This window comes from Aliarcobacter butzleri, from assembly GCF_900187115.1.
In the GTDB taxonomy this organism is placed as follows: domain Bacteria; phylum Campylobacterota; class Campylobacteria; order Campylobacterales; family Arcobacteraceae; genus Aliarcobacter; species Aliarcobacter butzleri.
Map to the genome: position 1 here is coordinate 2,260,025 of NZ_LT906455.1, position 22,915 is coordinate 2,282,939.

Consider the following 22,915-nt stretch of genomic DNA (forward strand, 5'->3'; position numbering starts at 1 on the left):
TTGTTGTTAAAATATGACTGAAGCACAAATACAATTACAAAATGCGCTAACAACAACTTTTTTAGCAAATCTAGTTTTTCTTAGTGAGTATGATAGAAATTTATATCATAGAGTAGATGAGCTATCAAGAATGATAGAAAATGGAACTTATCAAGAAAAATATGCTCTAGAATTTCTTATGGAAAATGGTGAATTTGACATATATGATATAGTAAATGACAAATATCTATATAACAAAAATCCAAAAAAATTCAATGATGAGTTAATAAATAAAGTAAATTTTGATGAGAAACAATCTATCTTTGAAATACAGCCATATTTTGCTATGAAAAATCCACCTAAAATAGATTATGAAAAAAGATTTGAATTAGAAGAGTTAAATGATTTAAATAATCTTACACTTAAAGATGTTCAAGATTATACAAGTTTTACCAAAGAATATTTAGAAAAAAGAGAAAATAAAAAATTTAAGAAAATTGATAAATTTATATTTTTAGGAACACTATTAGGAAGACATATCCCTAAAATTGCAAAAAAAATTAATGCTAGTTCATACTTGATTTTAGAAAGAAATTTAGAAATTTTTAGACTCTCTTTATTTACTGTTGATTATACAATTCTTGCAAAAAATGGTGCTGTTTTTTCTATCATGGACAGTGTACAAGATGAAGAAAAGAAGATTTATACATACTTAGATGCATATAGAATAGATAACTATCTTTTAAAATTATCAATAACAAATGTAAATATAAGTAGTTATATAGATACAATACTAAATTTACTTCACACGATGAATCCAATGGCATATGATTATAATAGAAGAATATATATTCATACAAATAGAACAACTAAAAGACTTCAAGAAAACTATAAATTTCTAAATCTTAGAAGTATAAGAAATAACTCAAAATTATTTGATGAAAAACCAATTTTATATATAGCTGCTGGTCCATCTTTGGATGAAAATTTAGACTGGATAAAAGAAAATCAAAATAAATTCTTTATAGTATGTATAGGAAGGTCATTAAGAAAATTATTAGATAATAATATCAGAGTAGATATTGTAACAACTCTTGATGAACAAGGTTTTTTAGCAGAAACACAATTTGATGATGAAACTATGAAGAAAATGAGTAAAGATACAATAATCTTTGCAGGTTCAATAACAAATGAAAATTTATTAAAAAAATTTCCAAAAAAGAATTTATATCTTTTTGAAGTATTTTACCCTTTATACAAAGGCAATATATCTTATGGTGGATTTAGTATTGGAGAAATTACTCTTGAAATGCTTTATAGTTTTAATCCTAAAGAGATATTTATCGTAGGTTTGGATTTAGCTCTAAACCAAAAAACTGGTGCTACTCATTCAAATGAAGATAGAGTTAGAGTAAGAAAATTAAATTTAGAAAAAGAAGATAATAGAAGTAAATTTGAAGCAAGAGAAAGCCTAATAAAAGTTAAAGGAAACTTTAAAAAAGTAGTTTACACAACTCCTTTATTTTATGGTTCTATAAAAATAGTAGAAGATAAATTAAAAAGAAAAAACAAATCTACAAAAGTATATAATTTAGCAGAAAATGGTGCTAAATTCTTAGGAATAGCGGCAAAAAAAGCAGATAAAATCGATTTAACGAAATATAAAATCTATGATAACTTTGAAATATCAAACTTTATTGATTCAAACTCTTTTGACTCTTTGGATAATATTTCTAAAGAAGCTATCAAAAAAGAATTAGACTATATAAAAAAAGAGTTGAATCTTACTCTAAAAAATGTCGAAAAAAGTGATAAAGTTTTATATATAGGATTTTTAAAAGAGATTGAAAATGTTATTTTAGAACTTGATAAAAATAATTTTTTAAATATTCATCAAATAGTTAATTTATATTGTGAAGCATATCTACCTTATTTATCATACTATTTTAATGACAAAAAAATAAAAGCTGAAATAAAAAAAGTAAAAGCTATAAAAAAGATATTTTTAAAACAACTAAAAAATATAATTGAAGACTATAAGACTTGTTTAGAAAGAGTTATTTAAAAAATTAAAAGAAGAAGATTATATTTTAATCTTCTCCTTTCTCTAATTATTGAAGTAATTTTAGAACGTTTTGTTGAACCGCATTAGCTTGGCTAATTGCATATGATCCCGCTTGAGAAATGATATTCAATTTATTAAAGTTTGCAGATTCTTGTGCATAATCAACATCTCTAATAACTGACTCAGCATTTTTAATATTAGTTGCTTGAGTAGATAAGTTTCTAATAGCTGATTCAATTTGGTTTTGAGTAGAACCGATATCCCCTCTATATCCATTCAGCGTTGTAATAGCTTTATCAATCGCTTTTTGTCCAGATTGAGCCATAGTTCTTGTAAATACTCCAGTTGTACCAGCAGTTGCACCAGCTGACATTTTAGCACCACTTCTTACAGCTTTTGCAAGAGCAGATAATTTAAGACCAGCAACATTAGAGTTGATAGTTTTAGTTGTAATTAAATCGGAACTTCCTTCACCAACTTGGAAAGACAATCCACCTTTTGCAGTTCTTGCAGCAGTAAGATTATCCATATTAGATGCATCAGCAGTTGTTCTAGCATTTTGTAAAAGGTTAGTACCATTATAGTTAGTTTGCTCACCAATATTATTTAATTGTTGTAACAATTTTGTAATATCTTTTGCAATAGCCGTTCTACCTGCAACTGAAGTTGTATCAGTATTTGCTTGAATTAACTTAGCTTTAATTGTATCAAGAATACTTGATTGCTCAGCCATTGATTTATCTGTAATTTGCAAAAGAGCAACTGCAGAGTTACCATTTGCAATACCTTGATTAATCGAAGTAGCTTGAGTTCTTAATTTATCTGCAATCGCAAGACCAGAAGCATCATCTGCTGCTTTATTTACTCTCAATCCTGTAGAAAGTTTTTCCAACGAGTTCGTTATCGATTTATTCGTATTTGAAGCTGCTTCTTGAGCTGTTAAAGATGATACATTTGTATTGATTTTCATAATAAATCCCTTAATTTATAACATAAATAATAATATGTTATTTATTCTTGGTTTATTATTTCATATTAATTCTGAAAGTAAGATAAAATTAATAATAACAAATGCTATGAGATTAAAAGTTTAATTAAAAAAACTGGAATTTCTTCCAGTTTTTTATAACTACTGAAGTAGTCTTAAAACATTTTGTTGAGTAGAGTTAGCTTGACTAATTGCGTATGACCCTGCTTGTGCAATAATATTTAATTTATTGTAGTTTGCAGATTCTTGTGCGTAATCAACGTCTCTAATTGTAGACTCAGCATTTTTAATATTAGTTGCTTGAGTTGTTAAGTTTCTAATAGCTGATTCAACTTGGTTTTGAGTAGAACCGATATCCCCTCTATATCCATTTAGAATTGAAATAGCTGTATCAATCGCTTTTTGCCCAGATTGAGCCATAGTTCTCGTAAATACCCCAGTTGTACCAGCAGTTGCACCAGCTGACATTTTACCACCACTTCTTACAGCTTTTGCAAGAGCAGATAATTTAAGACCAGCAACATTAGAGTTGATAGTTTTAGTTTTGATTAAATCTTGAGTACCTTCTCCAATTTGGAAAGATAATCCACCTAATGCAGTTCTTGCAGCAGTAAGGTTTCCTTCTGTTGAAGCATTTGCAGTTGTTCTAGCATTTTGTAAAAGGTTAGTACCATTATAGTTAGTTTGCTCACCAATATTATTTAATTGTTGTAACAATTTTGTAATATCTTTTGCAATAGCCGTTCTACCTGCAACTGAAGTTGTATCAGTATTTGCTTGAATTAATTTAGATTTAATTGTATCAAGAATAGTTGATTGCTCAGCCATTGATTTATCTGTAATTTGCAAAAGAGCAACTGCAGAGTTACCGTTTGAAATACCTTGATTAATTGAAGTAGCTTGAGTTCTTAATTTATCTGCAATCGCAAGACCAGAAGCATCATCTGCTGCTTTATTAATTCTTAAACCAGTAGAAAGTTTTTCTAATGAAGTAGAAATATTTTTATTTGTATTTACCGCTGCTTCTTGAGCTGTTAAAGATGATACGTTTGTATTAATTCTCATAATAAATCCTTTTTAATTATGACACATTGTAAATTCTACGAAGGTATAATTCACACCGGAAAACACTTCTTGTCTTACCAAGCATAGAGTTGCAAGTTTCTTTGCTCTCTTCGGATTTAATCAAACCCTAAATTTATAATAGAATTATTTCACAACATTTCTTAAAATTAGTTTAAATTTTTATATCATTAAAAAGTTTTTTATTTTATTTGATAAGACATATCAGTTATAATATCATTAAATAATACAATATAAGTAAAAATTATAATTGATTATGCAAATCATAAGGTTGTTTTATATAAAATTTTAAAAAAAGTCGTAAAGGTTGTAAAATGGAAGAAAAAAATGAGTTTTTAGATAAGACTCCTTATCGATACAGAAGATATTTTGGATATATCTTAGCTACTATTGTTGCACTTAGCTTACCATTTATAAAAATAAATGAAAATCAAATTTTCTTACTATCTTTTGATAAAAAACAATTACATTTACTTGGAATTGCTTTTGATATGCAAGAACTTTATTTGATGCCATTTTTATTAATGTTGCTATTTTTAGGAATATTTGCTGTTACATCTTTAGGTGGTAGAGCATGGTGTGGTTGGGCATGTCCTCAAACAATATTTAGAGTTATTTATAGAGATTTAATTGAATCTAAACTTTTAGGTTTAAGAAGAATTAAAAATAAACAAAAAGAGCCTGATTTAAGTAAAGCTGAAAATAAAGTAAAAAAAATTATCGGAATATTAATTTGGGCCTGTTTAGCACTTCTTGCTGCTTCAAACTTTATGTGGTATTTTGTTCCACCTGATGATTTCTTCGCTTATTTACAAGATCCTAGCGAACACTTATTTTTAATCGGTTTTGTTTTGGCAATTGCAGGTTTTTTAGTATATGATGTTGTAATGCTAAAAGAAGATTTTTGTGTATATATCTGTCCTTATTCAAGAGTTCAATCTGTTTTATATGATAACAATACTTATCAAGCAATTTATTCTACAAATAGAGGTGGAAATATCTATAATGACAAAAAAGAGAAAATGGTATTTAAACTAAAAGATTTAGCAAGTAACGAAAATGAATGTACAACTTGTGAATCATGTGTAACTGTTTGTCCAACACATATTGATATTAGAAAAGGTTTACAACTTGAATGTATCAACTGTTTAGAGTGTGTTGATGCTTGTACACAAGTTATGGGGAAATTAGGAAAACCTTCTTTAGTTCAATGGTCAAGTACAAATGCTATAAAATACAACACTCCAACAAAATTTGTAAGAAAATCTACAATTATGTATTTTGTTGCTTTATTAATCGTAATTTCTTTACTTTTTGTTATGGGTGGAGAAAAAGAGCATATGCTTTTAAATGTAAATAAAACAACAGAATTATATAAAGTTAAAGAGGATAATGTTGTAACAAATAACTTCTTATTACTTTTCCAAAATACAGAGTCTCAAACATTGACTTATGATTTAGAAATAGTTGATAATCCTGATATTAAAATCACTAGATTTGAACCATTTACTTTAAGCCCAGGGAAATTAGCTAAAAAAGTTGTTATTCTTGAAACGAATAAAATTTTAGTTAGTGATAATACAAAAGATACTCCTATAACTATTACTTTAAAAGCTTATGCAAAAGAGAATCCAGAAAAAGTTGTAGTTTATAGAAAAGCAACATTTATCTATCCGAGATTGGATAAACTTCAATAATTTTTATATAAGATAGGTTAATTCTTATCTTGTATAACTTACTTATTATCATATCTTAGATACAATCACTTTTTTACTTTATATTTGAATAATTTTTATTGGAGAAATTTTAAATGACAAAATACATTTTTGTAACGGGTGGAGTTTTAAGTTCACTGGGGAAAGGGATTACTTCTGCATCTATTGCAACAATATTAAAACAATCAGGCTTCAAAGTAAGCATGTTAAAAATTGACCCATACTTAAATGTAGACCCAGGAACAATGAGTCCTTTAGAGCATGGAGAAGTTTTTGTAACAGCAGATGGAGCTGAAACTGACCTTGACTTAGGAAATTATGAAAGATTTATTGACAAATCATTATCTAAAAAGAATAGTTTTACAACAGGACAAGTTTATCTAAGTGTTATAAAAAGAGAAAGAGAAGGTGGTTATTTAGGAAAAACTATTCAAGTAATCCCTCATGTAGTTGATGAAATAAAAAATAGAATTTTTGATGCTGCTGAAGATAATGAATTTTTAATTATTGAAATTGGTGGAACAGTAGGAGATATAGAAAGTCTTCCATTTTTAGAGGCTATTCGTTCTATTCGTCATGAACTTCCAAAATCAAATACTATGAATTTACATGTGAGTTTAGTTCCATTTATAAAAGCAGCAGGGGAACTAAAAACAAAACCAACTCAACACTCTGTTCAAGAGTTAAGAAGAATTGGAATAACTCCTCATATGCTTGTTTGTAGAACTGAAAAAGAGTTACCAAAAGCATTAAAAGATAAATTAGCATTATCTTGCGATATAGATAGAAATGCTGTTATCGAAGCTGGTGATGCACAATCAATATATCAAGTGCCTCTTCAATTTATAAAAGAAGGTATTTTAACTCCATTATCAGAACACTTTAATATAAAAATTAAACCAAATATGGAAAAATGGGATACTTTAGTAAAAAATATTTTAGTTCCACAAGATGAAGTTACAATTGCTTTTGTTGGTAAATATTTAGGATTAAAAGAGTCATATAAATCTCTTATTGAAGCTTTAATTCATGCAGGAGCACATCTAAATACAAAAATAAACATTCACTGGTGTGATAGTGAAAGAATAGAAGATATTGGTGTTTACGATGTTATTGGAAATGCAGATGGAATTTTAGTTGCTGGTGGATTTGGACACAGAGGTGTTGAAGGTAAAATTGCAGCAATTAAATATGCAAGAGAAAATAAAATCCCTTATCTTGGTATTTGTCTTGGAATGCAACTATCTATCATAGAATTTGCAAGAAATGTTTTAGGAATTGAAGATGCAAATTCTATTGAATTTGATGCACAAACAAAAAATCCTTTAATATACTTAATTGATGAATTTATTGACCAAAGTGGAAATAAACAATTAAGAACTCATGAATCACCAATGGGTGGTACAATGAGACTTGGAGAATATCCATTTGAACCGTTAAAAGGTACAAAATTACAAAAAGCTTATGGAAATGATGAAGTATATTATGAAAGACATAGACATAGATATGAAGCAAATCCAAAATATAAAGAAGCTTTAGAAAATGCAGGAATGATAATCTCTGGACAATCAAATGGTTTAATTGAAGCCGTTGAATTAAAAGAACATCCATGGTTTGTTGGAGTTCAATTCCATCCTGAATTTACTTCTCATTTGGAAACTCCAAACCCAATTATTTTAGAATTTGTAAGACAAGCAAATTCACCTAAATAATGTCAAAAATAACTAAAGATAGACTTTTTGAACTATTATCTGCAAGGCATGTAAATAATCCTTATTCAAAGCTTGCAGATATTCCCCCTCCAACTTCATTTAAAGATATAGATATTGCTACAAAAAGAATTAAAAAAGCAATTTTGGAGAATGAAACTATTACTATAGTTGGTGATTATGATGTAGATGGTATTGTTTCCACAACCATTATGCTTGATTTTTTTAAACAAATAAACATAAAAGTAAATCACATAATTCCAAATAGATTTGAACATGGTTATGGATTATCTACTAAAATTGTTGATTTAATAGAAAAAGGATTAGTAATTACAGTAGATAATGGAATATCTGCTTATGAAGCAAGTTTAAAATTAAAAGAAAAAAATATTGATTTAATTATAACAGATCATCATACAGTTGGTGAAAAAATACCAGAAGCTCTTGCAATAATAAACCCAAAACAAAAAGATTGTACTTTTCCATTTAAAGATATTTGTGGAGCTCAAGTTGCTTGGTATTTATGTGCTGCAATAAAAAAAGAGATGAATTTAAATGTAAATATGTCAGACTATCTTGATTTATTATGTATTGCTATAATTGCAGATATTATGCCTATGACTGCACTAAATTATACTATTACAAAACAAGGATTAAAAAAACTAAAATCATCTTCAAGAGAAGCTTTTAAACTTTTAAATAGTATTTTGTCAAAAGAGTCTTTAATAAGTGATGATATTGGTTTTTTTATTGCTCCAAAACTAAATAGTGCAGGAAGAATGGATGATGCAACTATTGCTTTAGATTTTTTATTATCTGAAGACTCTTTTAGTGCAAATGAATCTTTAAGTTTATTAGATGAACTAAACAATTATAGAAAAACTTTGCAAGAAGATATTTCAAATAAAGCAAACTTAAAAATTGACAAAAATAAAAATGCCATTATTGTTTGGGATGAAAACTGGCATGAAGGAGTTATTGGAATAGTTGCTTCAAAATTATCTAATTTATATAAAAAACCTGCCTTTATTTTTACAGTTCAAGAAAATGATATTGCAAAAGGAAGTGTAAGAGCAAATTCAAATATAAATTTATATGAACTTATCTCAAAAGCTTCTCATTTACTTATAGGTTTTGGTGGGCATAAAAATGCTGCAGGATTATCTCTAAAATTGGAAAATATAGAAGAATTTGAAAAAATAATAAATGAAGAATTAGAAAATTTTAAAGATGATTTACATATTGAAATTGATACACTTGGAGAATTAGATGTTTCTAGTGTTGATTTAGAGTTTTTATCTATTATTGAAGGATTTGAACCTTACGGGTTAGAAAATCATCGTCCAATTTTCAAAATCTCAAATGTAAATTTAGTAAAATATGATTTAATTGGTCGTGATAAAAATCATCTAAAACTTACTTTAGATAGTAATGGAGTAATCTTTGAAGCTATAAAATTTAATGATTCAAATAAAAATATTCCAAATATTCTAAACTTAATTGTGTCAGTTGCCAAAAATGAATTTAAAGGAGTTATAACTCCTCAATTCTTAATTCAAGAGATTTTATAAAACCAAAGGTTGTCTAATAATTGGTTCTTTTGGTTTATCTTTTTCTTCAATAGAATAATTTCCTTCAAGATTCACAATTTCATCATCAATATCTGTTCTAGCAAATGATGAAGATAAAATGTTACCTGTATTGATATCTATTAGTTTTATAAATACATTTAAACTTTTATTAGAAATAGAATAAGTTCCAACAACTGCATATTTTGATTTTACTTTATCAGAAAGAATCTTGTCTTTTTCTCTTGTAAGTAAATTAAATCCTGAACTACCAAATTCAAACTCTTTACCAAGTTCTATTTCACGAACTATTATATTTAAAGAAGATAATTTATCTTTTAAAATATTTGATAATAAAAAGCCTAACTGAGATTTATTTTTTAGTTTATCCAAATTTACAAAATCAGAAACTAATACAACTTCTCCTAAAAGGATATTTCTTTTTATTTTTATTGCAGATTTATCAACCATATCTGAAATCATTGAATGAAAATCTGTAATTCTTGTAACAGGATTTTTATATGAGCAAGAAGTGAAAATAGTACTTAAGAGTATTGAAACTAAAAAAAGTTTCAATACTCTTAACATTTTAAATCTCATAAGATTATTTCTCTTTAACTATTTTTACAGTTCTCATTGGAGGGCAATCTCCAAATAAAACACAATCATGTGCTAGATTATGAACATAAGTTGATCTTGCACTAGATATTACTTTTCCAGTGATATTATCAATTACTCTTGCATTTAATATAACTTTTCCATTTTGTCTTGAGTAAGTTCCAACAACTATATATGTACTAGGAACTTCATTTTTGATTTCATGAGGTTTTCTTGATAAAAAATATTCACCTTTATCGTTTATAGAAACTGCCATTTGTCCTCTAAACTCAATGATATTAAAACCTCTATTCGAAAGTTCATCTATTAAACTTTCTCCAACTACTCTTCCAAACTCTGATGTTGTTTTAAATTGATCTAATCTAACAAAAGATGTAATAAGAACAGGTTTAGTTGTATCGAGTTTTTTATTTGTCATTATTTGAGTCGCAAGAGAAGATATCGTAGCTTCTAAACTATTTTGAAGTGTAATATTTTCTTGTTTATAGTTTGCAACAGACATTCCATCTTTCATAGTTTCTACTTTTTCATGTTCATTTTGAACATCTTTATCTTTATATGAACATCCTGACATAAAAAATAAAAGTGTAGCTGCTAAAAAAATATTTTTAAACATAAAAACCCCTTTTTATAATTGTTAAGATTTTATTTAAAAATTACTTATATCTACTTTATATAAGAGAAGTTAAAACTAACTTATATATAATATTTTAATAAAAATTTAAAAGGAGCACAAATGCCAAAAATTATTATTCCTATTTCAAATGGTTTTGAAGAGATTGAAGCTATTTCAATAATTGATATTTGTAGACGAGCGAATATTGAAGTTATAATTGCAAGTGTTGAAAATATAAAAATAATTGGTGCTCATAATATAAAAATTGAAGCTGATTGTAAAATAGAACATGTAAAAGCCGATGATTTTGATATGATTGTTTTACCAGGTGGTCTTCCAAATGCTTTTACTCTAGCTGAAGATATTAATGTACAAAATTTATTAAAAGAGTTTAAAGTAAAAAGAAAAAAAATTGCAGCTATATGTGCTGCACCTTATGCTTTACATAAAGCTGATGTTTTAAACAAAAATTTTACTTGTTATCCTAGTTTTGAAGAAAAAATTAGACTTGATGGTTACTCAAAAGAAGATGTTGTAGTAGATGAAAATGTAATAACTTCAAGAGGTCCTGCAACTGCTATGAAATTTGCACTTGAAATAGTAAAAACTCTTACGTCAAAAGAAACTTATGAAAATGTAAAAAATGGATTATTAGCATAAGAAGTTAATCTCTTCTTATGTTAAAGTAGCCAAAATCATTTTTTGGATATACTAAAAATAAAAAGATTATAAAATGTCACAAATTCCACAATTTACCCATCTACATTTACATACTGAATATTCATTACTTGATGGTGCAAATAAAATAAAACCTCTAGCAAAAAAATTAAAAAAACTTGGAATGACAAGTGTAGCAATGACAGACCATGGAAATATGTTTGGAGCGATTGCTTTTTATAATGCCATGAGAGATGAAGGAATAAAACCAATCATTGGAATGGAAGCATATATTCACAATAGTGAAGATATAAGTGATAAAACAAATAGACAAAGATATCACTTATGTTTGTATGCAAAAAATGAAATTGGCTACAAAAACCTTATGTATCTAAGTTCTCAAGCGTATATAAATGGTTTTTACTATTATCCTCGAATTAATAAAAAAATTTTAAAAGAAAATTCTGAAGGTTTAGTTTGTAGTGCAGCTTGTTTACAAGGTGAAATAAATTGGCATCTAAATACACAAAGTGAAAGAAATGTAAAATTTGGTGCAAAAGGTTATGAAGAGGCAAAAAAAATTGCACTTGAATATAAAGAGATTTTTGGTGACGATTTTTATTTAGAAATTATGCGTCATGGAATATCTGACCAACTTTTTGTTGATGATCAAATTTTGAAACTTTCAAAAGAGACAGGAATAAAAGTAGTTGCCACAAATGATACTCACTATTTAGAACAAAAAGATGCAGATGCACACGAAGCATTTATGTGTATTGCAATGAATAAACTTTATGATGACCCAAATAGATTAAGACATAGTGTTCATGAATTTTATCTGAAATCACCAGAACAAATAGCAAAATTATATTCTGATATTCCAGAAGCCATAGAAACAACACAAGAAATAGCTGATAAATGTAATCTAACTATAAAACTAGGAAATCCAACTCCTCCAAATTTTAAATTTACAAGACAAAAATCACAAGAAGCTGGTTTGACTTTACCTGAGCCAGACAATGAATATTCACTTGAAAATGACAAAATTTTATTCATTCATGAATGTAGAATAGGATTAGAAGATAGGTTAAAAATTGTTCCAGCTGAACATCATCAAGAATATAGAGATAGACTTGAAGTTGAAATTGAAATTATAAATAATATGAAATTCCCAGGATATATGTTAATCGTTTGGGATTTCGTAATTGTTGCAAAAAGAATGGGAATTCCAGTTGGTCCAGGACGGGGTTCGGCTGCTGGAAGTTTAGTTGCATTTTCTTTAAAAATCACAGATATTGACCCTATTCCTTATGGTTTACTTTTTGAGAGGTTTCTAAATCCAGAAAGGGTTTCAATGCCCGATATTGATATGGACTTTTGTCAAAGTAGACGAGGAGAAATTATTGATTATGTTGTTCAACAGTATGGTCGTGCTAACGTTGCTCAAATTATCACTTTTGGTAAACTTTTAGCAAAAGGAGTTATTAGAGACGTTGCAAGAGTTCTTGATATGCCATATTCAAAAGCAGATGCAATGGCAAAATTAATTCCTGACGAATTAGGAATAGATTTAAAAAATTCTTGGGAAAAAGAACCAAAAATAAAAGAACTTTGTGAAGCAGATCCACAAGCTGCAAGGGTTTGGGAATATGCTTTAGCATTAGAAGGATTAAATAGAAATGCTGGAACTCATGCAGCTGGAGTTGTAATTTCAAATGAACCTTTATGGAAAAAAACACCACTTTTTAAACCAAGTGGTCTTGATACTTTGGCAACACAATACAATGGAAAATATATTGAGGATGTAGACTTAATTAAATTTGACTTTCTTGGACTTAAAACTTTAACTGTTATTGAAGAAGCAAATAAATTAATCGAACAACGACATGGAAAACGAGTAAATTTCATCACAACAGATGTAAATGACAAAGGTGTTTACGACTTAATTCAAACAGGAAATACAATTGGATTATTTCAAATAGAGTCTGATGGTATGCAAGATTTATGTAAAAGATTAAAACCATCAAATTTTGAGGATATTATTGCCGTTCTTGCACTTTATAGACCAGGACCTATGGAATCAGGAATGCTTGATGATTTTATCGAAAGAAAACACGGTCGTGCAAAAATTGACTATTTCCATGATGAACTTGAATCTGCATTAAAACCAATTCTTGAGAATACTTATGGAGTTATCGTTTATCAAGAGCAAGTTATGCAAATTGTTCAAAGCGTAGGAGGCTTTTCACTTGGAGGAGCCGATCTTGTTAGACGGGCAATGGGTAAAAAAATCAAAGAAGAGATGGATAGATTAAAAGGTGAATTTGCAGATGGTGCACAAAATAAAGGTTATACAAGAGCTTATGCAGAAGAACTTTTTGATTTAATTGTAAAATTTGCTGGATATGGATTTAATAAATCTCACTCAGCTGCTTATGCACTTGTAACATTTTATACTTCTTATTTAAAATGTTATTATCCAGCAGAATTTATGGCCGCACTATTAACACTTGAAAAAGATAATACTGATAAAGTTGTAAAATATGTTGATGAAACAAAAAGGTTAGGATTAGAACTTTTTCCACCAGATATAAATAAATCAGATTTAGTATTTTCTGCAAAAAAAATAGATGGTAAAGAAGTTGTTATGTTTGGAATGGGTGCAATTAAAGGTGCTGGTGATGTTGCAATAAATGCTATTTTGAATGCAAGAGGAAATGCTCCATTTAAAGACTTACCAGATTTTATATCAAGAATTGATGGAAGTAAAGTAAATAAAAGAGTTATAGAATCTTTAACAAAAGCTGGTGCATTTGATAGTTTTGGTTATACAAGAAAATCTTTATTAAACCAAATAGAAAAGATAGTTGATACAGTTGGAAAAGCAGCAACAGCTAAAAAAATGATGACGGGTTCACTTTTTGGAGATAGTGAAGAACTAACAAAAATAGATATTGAATTAGAACATCTAAATGAATTTGATCCTAAAGAACTTTTAGAATTTGAAAAAGCCACTTTAGGTTTTTATGTTTCAGGACACCCACTTGATGAGTATAAAAAAGATTTAGAAAAAATAAACTTTACTTTATCTTCTCAAATTGATGAACTTGAAGATGGAAGCCAAGCACTTTTTGTAGGGAAAATTGAATCAATTACAGAAAAAACTTCAAAAAAAGGAAATAAATTTGGAATTGTTTCAATTTTAGATTTTCATGGAACAATCGAATTTATGCTTTTTGAAGATAAATTAAAAGAGCTTCAAGATGAATACAATCATGAAGAACCAATTGCATTTAAAGTAAGAATTTCTAAAAATGAAAGTTTTACAAGAATTAGTGTTTTAAAAATAGAAACTATATTTGATGCACAAAAAGAAAAATTAAAAATAAAACAAAAAGAAGTTCAAGAACCACCTTTAAATATCGCTATTGCTTTTAGTGAAGATGAAAATATTATGTATAAATTATTTGATATTATTGCCAATAATCAAGGAAAAAGAGAACTAAAACTTATAATTAAATCAAAATTAGCAGATTTAGAACTTGAAACAGGTTTTAAAGTAACTTCAAATGTAGAAAATTTAATAAAACAATTAGAAGGAGTTTATTTAGTAGATGAAGCATATACTACTGACAAATGATGATGGATATGATAGCGTTGGATTAAAAGCTTTAATAGATGCTTTAAGTCCAATTGCTAAAATAACAGTTGTTGCCCCTGCTAATAATAAATCAGCATGTGGTCACTCTTTAACTTTAGATAAACCATTAAGACTTATTAGTATAAAAGATGATTTTTATAAAATTGATGATGGTAGCCCAACAGATTGTATTTTTTTATCTTTAGGAAATTTATTTAAAGAAGGATTTAAACCTGATTTAGTAATAAGTGGAATAAATATTGGTGCAAATATGGGTGAAGATATAACTTATAGTGGAACAGCAAGTGCAGCAATGGAAGCAGTGATTCATAAAATACCAGCTATTGCGATTTCTCAAGTATGTCAAAATAGATGTCAAGATATCCAAAATGGATGGGAATTTGAATTAGCAAAAGATACTATTGTAAAACTTGCAACTAGAATTTTAAATAACTCTTTTCCATTAGATGAAAGAAAGTTTTTAAATGTTAATATTCCTCCAATAAAACCAAATGAATGCAAAGGTATGAAAATTACTAAAGCAGGATTTAGAGAGTATGGAACAGATTCTGATAGACATATAAATCCAAGAGGTGAGGAATACTATTGGATTGGTCTTCATCCACTTATTTGGAAAGCTTCAGAAGATCAAAGTTGTGATTTTGAAGCAATAAAAGAAAATTATGTATCAATATCTCCAATTAAATTAGATATGACATCTTATGATGATCTAAAAAACTTAGAAAATTGGTTAAATAACTAAAAAGGAAAATACTTATTATGAATTTCACAAATTCAATTCAAAAACATATTACAAAACTTGTTGGAACACTAAAAAGTGAAGAAGAATTACAAGAAGTACTAAAAAGAAAATTTACAAGAAAAGAGTACAAAACTTTTATCGCTTTTGAAGAAGGAAAATCTATAGATGAAATTAAAAGTATTGTAAGAGATGATGAAGAAACTATTCAAAAACACTATCAAACTGCAATAAAAAAATTAAACCAAGAATTATTCAAAAGAGAACTTATAGCTTTATCTTTTGAATAAAGCTATAAATTAGATAATCATTTTTATATCGCTATGTTCACCTAAGAGTTTAAAAATCTCTTTTCTATCATCTTCATTATGAACAAGCATCTCTAAAGTATAACTTTTAAATTTTCCTTTGCTACTCACTTTTGATTCTTTTACTTTATGTTCTCTTTCGAATATAACTTCTTTTACCGTTTGTTTTATATTCGTAGTCTCTAAAACAACAAGTTTATATTCCCAACTACAAGGATAATCTAATTCTAATTTTTTATCATTTAAATCTATCATTTTTACCTCTTAAAATCTCCACTTTTTCCACCACTTTTACTTTCTAACTGAACATTTGAAATTATCATTGATTTATCAATAGCTTTAACCATATCATAAATTGTAAGCAATCCTATAGAAACACCAGTTAAAGCTTCCATTTCAACTCCTGTTTGTCCATTTAATCTTGCAGTAACATAAAGCTTAAATGTATTGTTTTGGGGAATTTCTTCTATATCACAATCAATTCCAGTTAAAAGCAACGGATGACACATAGGAATTAATTCATGTGTTTTTTTTGTTCCTAAAATGGCAGCAATAACTGCTGTTTGTAAAACAGGACCTTTTTTTGTATTGTTTGAAATAATTGCTTGATAAGCTTCTTTAGACATTTTTATTTCGCCTGATGCAACAGCAACTCTTTTTGTTTCACTTTTGCTTGAAACATCAACCATTTTAGGTCTATTTTTATCATCTAAATGAGTTAATTCCAAAATATAATCCTTTTTTCTTTAAAGCTTATTCTATTAAAATATAAGTTAAATAGGAATTAAGTATTATTTAAATATAATCAACCCCTAAATTTAAAAAGAAAGAGGGTGATTTTAGTGCCAGGCATTAAAGTTAAAGATAATGAATCTTTTGACGAAGCATATAGAAGATTTAAAAAACAATGTGACAGAAACCTAATCGTTACTGAAACTAGAGCTAGAAGATATTTTGAACCAATGACTGAAATCAGAAAAAAGCAAAAAATTTCTGCTAGAAAAAAAATGTTAAAAAAACTATATATGTTAAGAAGATACGAGTCAAGATTATAAGATTTGTTGTTTCCAAAATAAGAGGAGCCAAGCTATAAAAGCTTGGCTTTTTTTATGCCTATAAAATTAGGAGAGTTGTATTTCTTTTGTTTAATCTGTTATATTGAAGAATTAAAACGTAGAGGATTAACGTATATAAAAGAAGCAATAATGATTAATAAAAATAACTCTAAATAGAACTACACAGTTGAAAAATCAAATAATATATAAAAAACAAGAAATAATGAAATAAAATATGCTTAAAAAGATAAAAGGGAAGGAAGGCATAATAAAAATAAAACTTAGCACTAGATAGTAGAGAGAAGGAATTTTTAATAGTGTGTCAATGTAAGATATGCTGAAACATAAAGGGATAAAAAATCTAAAAAAGAGTACATAACACAATATACTACTTGGAATAAATACAAAGAGAGTAAATAAAGGAAGGAAGTGCTAAAAAAAAGCCTCACCAAAGGTAGTAAGGAAGTACTAACTTAGGAAAGGCTTTGAGAAAAAACTTAAAGAGCTGGCGATGACCTACGTTTCCACAAGGGGACCCTGCAGTATTATCGGCGATGAAGAGCTTGACTTCCAGGTTCGGAATGGAGCTGGGTATTTCCTCTTCTCTAGTACCACCAGCAAGTTAAGTAATAAAAGCAAATAAAGAAGTAATTGATCTTATTACTTAACTCGAAGATTAAGTGTGAATAAAAGATAATGTTAAAGTCTAAAAAATTTCAAACACATATTAAGTAAAAATACTTAATAAGATAGTAAACCAAAGAAATGTATAAAATAAGCCAAACGTTCTATTAGTACTGGTCAGCTAAACGTCTTACAACGCTTACACATCCAGCCTATCAACCAGCTAGTCTTGCTGGGAACTTCAGGGAAAGTTAATCTTAGAGTTGGCTTCGAGCTTAGATGCTTTCAGCTCTTATCACATCCGTACGTAGCTACCCAACGATGCTCTTGGCAGAACAATTGGTACACCAGTGGTACGTTCATCCCGGTCCTCTCGTACTAGGGACAAATCTCTTCAACTTTCCTACGCCCACGGAAGATAGGGACCGAACTGTCTCACGACGTTCTGAACCCAGCTCGCGTACCGCTTTAAATGGCGAACAGCCATACCCTTGGGACCGACTACAGCCCCAGGATGCGATGAGCCGACATCGAGGTGCCAAACCTCCCCGTCGATGTGAGCTCTTGGGGGAGATCAGCCTGTTATCCCCGGCGTACCTTTTATCCTTTGAGCGATGGCCCTTCCACACAGAACCACCGGATCACTATGACCGACTTTCGTCTCTGTTCGACTTGTATGTCTCACAGTCAAGCTAGTTTATGCCATTATACTCAACAAGCGATTTCCATCCGCTTTGAACTAACCTTTGTAAGCCTCCGTTACTTTTTAGGAGGCGACCGCCCCAGTCAAACTACCCACCAGACATTGTCCTGATACAAGATAATTGTACGCAGTTAGTAACTCAAATATTCAAGGGTGGTATCTCAAGGATGGCTCCGACTCTACTGGCGTCTAGTCATCATAGCCTCCCACCTATCCTGCACATGAATATCCAAGCTACAGTGTCAAGCTGTAGTAAAGGTGCACGGGGTCTTTCCGTCTTTCCGCGGGTAGGAGGAATTTTCACCTCCACTACAATTTCACTGGATCCCTGGTTGAGACAGCTCCCATCTCGTTACGCCATTCATGCAGGTCGGTATTTAACCGACAAGGAATTTCGCTACCTTAGGACCGTTATAGTTACGGCCGCCGTTTACTCGGGCTTCAATCAAATGCTTCGCTTGCGCTGACATCATCAGTTAACCTTCGAGCACCGGGCAGGCGTCACACCTTATACATCCACTTACGTGTTAGCAAAGTGCTGTGTTTTTGGTAAACAGTCGGGAGGGACTCTTTGTTGCAACCTCTTTCGCTTTTTGAAGCAAGTTCATATACAAAAGTAGGCACACCTTATACCGAAGATACGGTGCTAGTTTGCAGAGTTCCTTAACCAGGGTTCTTCCACGCGCCTTAGAATACTCATCCCACCCACCTGTGTCGGTTTACGGTACGGGCAACATATAATAAACTTAGTGGCTTTTCTTGGCACGACAGTATCATCGATTCTCCATCTCCTCCGAAGAGTGTCAAGAGCCTGTAAGATCTCGGCCTAATGTTAAGCGGATTTGCCTACTTAACAGCCTACGTCCTTCGAGCCACTATTCCATCAGTGACCTCGATTAACTCTATGCGTCCCCACATCGCGCTTATATGTTGGTATTGAAATATTAATCAATTTGCCATCGTCTACCCCTTTCGGACTCGACTTAGGTCCCGACTAACCCTACGATGACGAGCATCGCGTAGGAAACCTTGGGTTTTCGGCGTTGAGGATTCTCACCTCAATTATCGCTACTCATGCCTGCATGCTCACTTCTATCCGCTCCAACGCTCCTTACCGGTACATCTTCTACGCTGAATAGAACGCTCTCCTACCACTCAATTAAAAATTGAATCTAAAGCTTCGGTGTACATCTTAGCCCCGTTATATTTTCCGCGCAGAATCACTAGACCAGTGAGCTGTTACGCTTTCTTTAAAGGATGGCTGCTTCTAAGCCAACCTCCTGGTTGTCACAGTAACTCCACATCGTTTTCCACTTAGATGTAACTTAGGGACCTTAGCTGTTAGTCTGGGTTGTTCCCCTCTCGACGATTGATTTTATCACCCACCGCCTGACTCCTGTGATTCCACATATAGTATTCATAGTTTGATAGGGTTTGGTACCGCGGTAAGCAGCCCTAGCCCATTCAGTGCTCTACCCCCATATGCTACAACACAAGGCTATACCTAAATATATTTCGGAGAGAACCAGCTATCACGAAGTTTGATTGGCCTTTCACCCCTATCCACAAGTCATCCCAAGACTTTTCAACGCCTGCGGGTTCGGTCCTCCACTGGCTCTTACACCAGCTTCAACCTGCTCATGGATAGATCACTTCGTTTCGGGTCTGCAGCATCTGACTAATTCGCCCTATTAAGACTCGCTTTCGCTACGGCTTCGTACTTGACTTAACCTTGCCAGATACCACAACTCGCAGGCTCATTATGCAAAAGGCAGTCCATCACCCTGATAAATCATAGGGCTCTGAATGATTGTAAGCTAATGGTTTCAGGTTCTATTTCACTCTCCTCGCTGGAGTACTTTTCACCTTTCCCTCACGGTACTTGTTCACTATCGATCTGTAAGTAGTATTTAGGATTGGAGGGTGGTCCCCCCGGCTTCAGTCAAAATATCACGTGTTCCGACCTACTCAGGATACCATTAGAGCTATTGAGAATTTTAATTACAGGAGTTTCACCTTCTATGCTACACTTTTCCAAGTATTTCATCTATCCTCTTTAGTCTCATATCATGGTCCTACAACCCCCAATGCAAGCATTGGGTTTGTCCTAATCCCATTTCGCTCGCCGCTACTTTGGGAATCTCGTTTGATTTCTCTTCCTCTAGCTACTGAGATGTTTCACTTCACTAGGTTCGCTCCCCGTAGGGTAATATAATTCTCATTATATTGGGTTGCCCCATTCAGAAATCCCCGGATCAAAGCTCTTTGGCAGCTCCCCGAGGCTTATCGCAGCCTAATACGTCTTTCATCGCCTCTTACAGTCTAGGCATCCACCATTAGCCCTTAATAGCTTATTAATAAATAACTCGAAAGAGTTATTTGCCTTTTAAAAGTAAATTAATACTTTTAGTTTGATAATATTCTTTGGCTACTATCTTATTAAGTACATTTTTCAATATATCTAATAATTTAGTTGTGTTCTATCTATGTTATATCTATTATTTTCATAATAAACATTTTTAAGATATGAAATTTTTTTTGTTTTAATTATTTAATATTTATAAAAAATCTCTTCTTTATATCTATTATTTAATCTTTACGAAAAAATTAAAGACTTTAACATTATGTTTTTAAATATCATTAGAAACTTACTTTTTATAAGTTCTAATATAAATCTTATATATCTCTATATAAAACTTATATTAGAATTTATTCTTCTTCTATAGTTTATCTATTAATAAGATGGTGGAGAATAGCGGGATCGAACCGCTGACCTCCTGCGTGCAAAGCAGGCGCTCTCCCAGCTGAGCTAATTCCCCAAAATCACCCAAAAAAATATTCATTCTTTTAGGACCCGATTCTAAGATTATTCATGGTGGGCCTATCAGGACTTGAACCTGAGACCTCACGATTATCAGTCGAGCGCTCTAGCCAGCTGAGCTATAGGCCCCTTCACCTATTCATTTCTTATTAGTTCTAAATAATCTTTATAAACTAAATATGTAATCAATCTTTTTTTTTCATACTTTAAGAAACAAATCTTAAAGTATTTCTCTGAAAGGAGGTGATCCAACCGCAGGTTCTCCTACGGTTACCTTGTTACGACTTCACCCCAGTCGCTGAATCCACTGTGGAAGGTAGCTACTTTAGCATCCCCGCTTCGAATGAGTTCAACTCCCATGGTGTGACGGGCGGTGAGTACAAGACCCGGGAACGTATTCACCGTAGCATAGCTGATCTACGATTACTAGCGATTCCAACTTCATGTAGTCGAGTTGCAGACTACAATCCGAACTGGGAGGCATTTTTGAGATTTGCTCCACGTCACCGTATTGCTGCTCTTTGTATACCCCATTGTAGCACGTGTGTAGCCCTGGACGTAAGGGCCATGATGACTTGACGTCATCCTCACCTTCCTCCTACTTGCGTAGGCAGTCTCCTTAGAGTTCTCAGCCGAACTGTTAGCAACTAAGGACGAGGGTTGCGCTCGTTGCGGGACTTAACCCAACATCTCACGACACGAGCTGACGACAGCCGTGCAGCACCTGTATGCAAGTTTCTGCAAGCAGACACTAATCTATCTCTAAATCATTCTTACTATGTCAAGTCCAGGTAAGGTTCTTCGTGTATCGTCGAATTAAACCACATGCTCCACCGCTTGTGCGGGTCCCCGTCTATTCCTTTGAGTTTTAATCTTGCGACCGTACTCCCCAGGCGGTACACTTAATGTGTTAACTGCATTACTGCAAGGTCGAGCCTCACAACAACTAGTGTACATCGTTTAGGGCGTGGACTACCAGGGTATCTAATCCTGTTTGCTCCCCACGCTTTCGCGTCTCAGCGTCAATATTGTTCCAGTAGATCGCCTTCGCAATCGGTATTCCTTCTGATCTCTACGGATTTTACCCCTACACCAGAAATTCCATCTACCTCTCCCACATTCTAGATTAACAGTTTTCAAAGCAGTTCTATAGTTAAGCTATAGGATTTCACTTCAAACTTATCAATCCGCCTACACGCTCTTTACGCCCAGTGATTCCGAGTAACGCTTGCACCCTCCGTATTACCGCGGCTGCTGGCACGGAGTTAGCCGGTGCTTATTCATATAATACCGTCATTATCTTCTTATATAAAAGGAGTTTACGCACCGAAATGTGTCATCCTCCACGCGGCGTTGCTGCATCAGACTTTCGTCCATTGTGCAATATTCCCCACTGCTGCCTCCCGTAGGAGTCTGGACCGTGTCTCAGTTCCAGTGTGACTGATCATCCTCTCAAACCAGTTATGCGTCATCGTCTTGGTAGGCCATTACCCCACCAACTAACTGATACAATACAGGCTAATCTCTTACCAATAAATCTTTCCCTTTTTATCTTTTGATAAAAAGGAATATAAGGTATTAGCAATCGTTTCCAATTGTTATCCCTTAGTAAGAGGCATATTACCTATACATTACTCACCCGTGCGCCACTTAGCTGACAATTATAGCAAGCTATAATCCGTTCTCGTTCGACTTGCATGTGTTAAGCACGCCGCCAGCGTTCACTCTGAGCCAGGATCAAACTCTCCATAAATTTTTTGATTAAATCTCTTTAATCTTTATGTAGTTTTGAAACTGACATATTTTATAATTACTTAAATTACAAAATTATCACTCATGTTTTTTTGAATAGACAAGAGTTTTACTTCTTGTTTTTTTTCTCTTTGTTTGTTTGATTAACATATTTAGTTTACAAAGATTACTTCTTCTTAAACTTCTTCTTTTAAAGATCATAACTTGATTTTGAACTTCGTCTTGTCAAATTGGACGGGAATTATAATACCTTT

Annotated in this window: 15 protein-coding genes, 2 tRNA genes and 3 rRNA genes; 9 read left to right on the forward strand and 11 right to left on the reverse strand. The window is 31.3% G+C overall.

Annotation, left to right across the window (positions count from 1 at the left end; all coding sequences use genetic code 11):
- Positions 1–13: 13 nt before the first annotated feature.
- A complete protein-coding gene (locus tag CKV87_RS11255) occupies positions 14–2,044 on the forward strand; it encodes a motility associated factor glycosyltransferase family protein (protein WP_012148095.1) in 2,031 nt (676 codons plus the stop codon).
- Between the two features lie 46 nt (positions 2,045–2,090).
- On the opposite strand, the gene CKV87_RS11260 is transcribed toward CKV87_RS11255, so the two are convergent.
- Together CKV87_RS11260 and CKV87_RS11265 are read right to left on the reverse strand one after the other, a co-directional pair.
- A complete protein-coding gene (locus tag CKV87_RS11260) occupies positions 2,091–3,014 on the reverse strand; it encodes a flagellin N-terminal helical domain-containing protein (protein WP_004511142.1) in 924 nt (307 codons plus the stop codon).
- A 159-nt stretch (positions 3,015–3,173) separates the two neighbouring features.
- Entirely contained in the window at positions 3,174–4,097 is a 924-nt protein-coding gene (locus CKV87_RS11265) for a flagellin (RefSeq protein WP_012148096.1), read from the reverse strand.
- 332 nt (positions 4,098–4,429) lie between these two features.
- On the opposite strand from CKV87_RS11265, the gene ccoG reads away from it, so the two are divergent.
- From ccoG to recJ, 3 genes are all read left to right on the forward strand, one after another.
- Positions 4,430–5,812 carry a cytochrome c oxidase accessory protein CcoG gene (ccoG, locus tag CKV87_RS11270; RefSeq protein ID WP_012148097.1) on the forward strand — a complete coding sequence of 461 codons (1,383 nt, stop codon included), beginning with the start codon at positions 4,430–4,432 and terminating at the stop codon, positions 5,810–5,812.
- Positions 5,813–5,925: 113 nt separating this feature from the next.
- On the forward strand, positions 5,926–7,542 hold the full coding sequence (locus CKV87_RS11275; protein WP_004511145.1) for a CTP synthase: 1,617 nt from the start codon (positions 5,926–5,928) through the stop codon (positions 7,540–7,542).
- A complete protein-coding gene (gene recJ / locus CKV87_RS11280) occupies positions 7,542–9,110 on the forward strand; it encodes a single-stranded-DNA-specific exonuclease RecJ (protein WP_012148098.1) in 1,569 nt (522 codons plus the stop codon). The genes CKV87_RS11275 and recJ overlap by 1 nt, the downstream gene beginning before the upstream one ends.
- Here the strand turns inward: recJ and CKV87_RS11285 are convergent.
- Complete coding sequence (locus tag CKV87_RS11285; protein WP_004511147.1) at positions 9,105–9,707, reverse strand: FlgO family outer membrane protein; 603 nt, start codon at positions 9,705–9,707, stop codon at positions 9,105–9,107. The genes recJ and CKV87_RS11285 overlap by 6 nt on opposite strands.
- Before the next feature lie 4 nt (positions 9,708–9,711).
- On the reverse strand, positions 9,712–10,341 hold the full coding sequence (locus CKV87_RS11290; RefSeq protein ID WP_004511148.1) for a FlgO family outer membrane protein: 630 nt from the start codon (positions 10,339–10,341) through the stop codon (positions 9,712–9,714).
- Positions 10,342–10,461: 120 nt separating this feature from the next.
- Here CKV87_RS11290 and CKV87_RS11295 point away from each other — a divergent pair, with 120 nt between their 5' ends.
- The 4 genes from CKV87_RS11295 (at position 10,462) to CKV87_RS11310 (ending at position 15,688) form a co-directional block, all read left to right on the forward strand.
- Positions 10,462–11,001, forward strand: a complete 540-nt coding sequence (locus CKV87_RS11295) for a DJ-1 family glyoxalase III (protein WP_012148099.1) — start codon at positions 10,462–10,464, stop codon at positions 10,999–11,001.
- A 73-nt stretch (positions 11,002–11,074) separates the two neighbouring features.
- Positions 11,075–14,638 (forward strand): DNA polymerase III subunit alpha, encoded by a 3,564-nt coding sequence (gene dnaE / locus CKV87_RS11300; RefSeq protein ID WP_012148100.1) that lies wholly within the window; start codon positions 11,075–11,077, stop codon positions 14,636–14,638.
- Positions 14,613–15,401, forward strand: coding sequence for a 5'/3'-nucleotidase SurE (gene surE, locus CKV87_RS11305; protein WP_012148101.1), 789 nt, complete (start codon positions 14,613–14,615; stop codon positions 15,399–15,401). The genes dnaE and surE overlap by 26 nt, the downstream gene beginning before the upstream one ends.
- 17 nt (positions 15,402–15,418) lie before the next feature.
- The gene (locus CKV87_RS11310) at positions 15,419–15,688 is read left to right on the forward strand and encodes a hypothetical protein (protein ID WP_004511152.1); all 270 of its coding nucleotides are present in this window, start codon (positions 15,419–15,421) and stop codon (positions 15,686–15,688) included.
- A gap of 9 nt (positions 15,689–15,697) precedes the next feature.
- Here CKV87_RS11310 and CKV87_RS11315 read toward each other — a convergent pair whose 3' ends face one another.
- Positions 15,698–15,961: an HP0495 family protein gene (locus CKV87_RS11315; RefSeq protein ID WP_004511153.1), complete on the reverse strand. Its 264-nt coding sequence runs from the start codon at positions 15,959–15,961 to the stop codon at positions 15,698–15,700.
- Positions 15,962–15,963: 2 nt separating this feature from the next.
- Positions 15,964–16,434, reverse strand: coding sequence for a cyclic pyranopterin monophosphate synthase MoaC (gene moaC, locus CKV87_RS11320; RefSeq protein WP_012148102.1), 471 nt, complete (start codon positions 16,432–16,434; stop codon positions 15,964–15,966).
- Positions 16,435–16,548: 114 nt separating this feature from the next.
- Here moaC and rpsU point away from each other — a divergent pair, with 114 nt between their 5' ends.
- Positions 16,549–16,761 carry a 30S ribosomal protein S21 gene (gene rpsU, locus CKV87_RS11325; protein WP_004511155.1) on the forward strand — a complete coding sequence of 71 codons (213 nt, stop codon included), beginning with the start codon at positions 16,549–16,551 and terminating at the stop codon, positions 16,759–16,761.
- 503 nt (positions 16,762–17,264) lie between these two features.
- Here rpsU and rrf read toward each other — a convergent pair.
- From rrf to CKV87_RS11350, 5 genes are all read right to left on the reverse strand, one after another.
- Positions 17,265–17,380, reverse strand: a 5S ribosomal RNA gene (rrf, locus tag CKV87_RS11330).
- Between the two features lie 151 nt (positions 17,381–17,531).
- A 23S ribosomal RNA gene (locus CKV87_RS11335) occupies positions 17,532–20,445 on the reverse strand.
- A 386-nt stretch (positions 20,446–20,831) separates the two neighbouring features.
- Positions 20,832–20,907, reverse strand: a tRNA-Ala gene (locus CKV87_RS11340).
- Positions 20,908–20,961: 54 nt separating this feature from the next.
- A tRNA-Ile gene (locus CKV87_RS11345) sits at positions 20,962–21,038 on the reverse strand.
- A gap of 107 nt (positions 21,039–21,145) precedes the next feature.
- Positions 21,146–22,662, reverse strand: a 16S ribosomal RNA gene (locus tag CKV87_RS11350).
- Together the 16S, 23S and 5S rRNA genes with 2 tRNA genes alongside form the textbook arrangement of a ribosomal RNA operon.
- Positions 22,663–22,915 lie beyond the last annotated feature (253 nt).

What these genes read in the sequence shown, in the direction of transcription:
- CKV87_RS11255 (WP_012148095.1), top strand. Translation starts at nt 14, where the DNA reads ATGACTGAAGCACAAATACAATTACAAAATGCGCTAACAACAACTTTT.
- CKV87_RS11290 (WP_004511148.1), bottom strand. Translation starts at nt 10,341, where the DNA reads ATGTTTAAAAATATTTTTTTAGCAGCTACACTTTTATTTTTTATGTCA.
- CKV87_RS11310 (WP_004511152.1), top strand. Translation starts at nt 15,419, where the DNA reads ATGAATTTCACAAATTCAATTCAAAAACATATTACAAAACTTGTTGGA.
- CKV87_RS11260 (WP_004511142.1), bottom strand. Translation starts at nt 3,014, where the DNA reads ATGAAAATCAATACAAATGTATCATCTTTAACAGCTCAAGAAGCAGCT.
- dnaE (WP_012148100.1), top strand. Translation starts at nt 11,075, where the DNA reads ATGTCACAAATTCCACAATTTACCCATCTACATTTACATACTGAATAT.
- CKV87_RS11265 (WP_012148096.1), bottom strand. Translation starts at nt 4,097, where the DNA reads ATGAGAATTAATACAAACGTATCATCTTTAACAGCTCAAGAAGCAGCG.
- CKV87_RS11315 (WP_004511153.1), bottom strand. Translation starts at nt 15,961, where the DNA reads ATGATAGATTTAAATGATAAAAAATTAGAATTAGATTATCCTTGTAGT.
- surE (WP_012148101.1), top strand. Translation starts at nt 14,613, where the DNA reads ATGAAGCATATACTACTGACAAATGATGATGGATATGATAGCGTTGGA.
- CKV87_RS11295 (WP_012148099.1), top strand. Translation starts at nt 10,462, where the DNA reads ATGCCAAAAATTATTATTCCTATTTCAAATGGTTTTGAAGAGATTGAA.
- CKV87_RS11275 (WP_004511145.1), top strand. Translation starts at nt 5,926, where the DNA reads ATGACAAAATACATTTTTGTAACGGGTGGAGTTTTAAGTTCACTGGGG.
- CKV87_RS11285 (WP_004511147.1), bottom strand. Translation starts at nt 9,707, where the DNA reads ATGAGATTTAAAATGTTAAGAGTATTGAAACTTTTTTTAGTTTCAATA.
- recJ (WP_012148098.1), top strand. Translation starts at nt 7,542, where the DNA reads ATGTCAAAAATAACTAAAGATAGACTTTTTGAACTATTATCTGCAAGG.
- ccoG (WP_012148097.1), top strand. Translation starts at nt 4,430, where the DNA reads ATGGAAGAAAAAAATGAGTTTTTAGATAAGACTCCTTATCGATACAGA.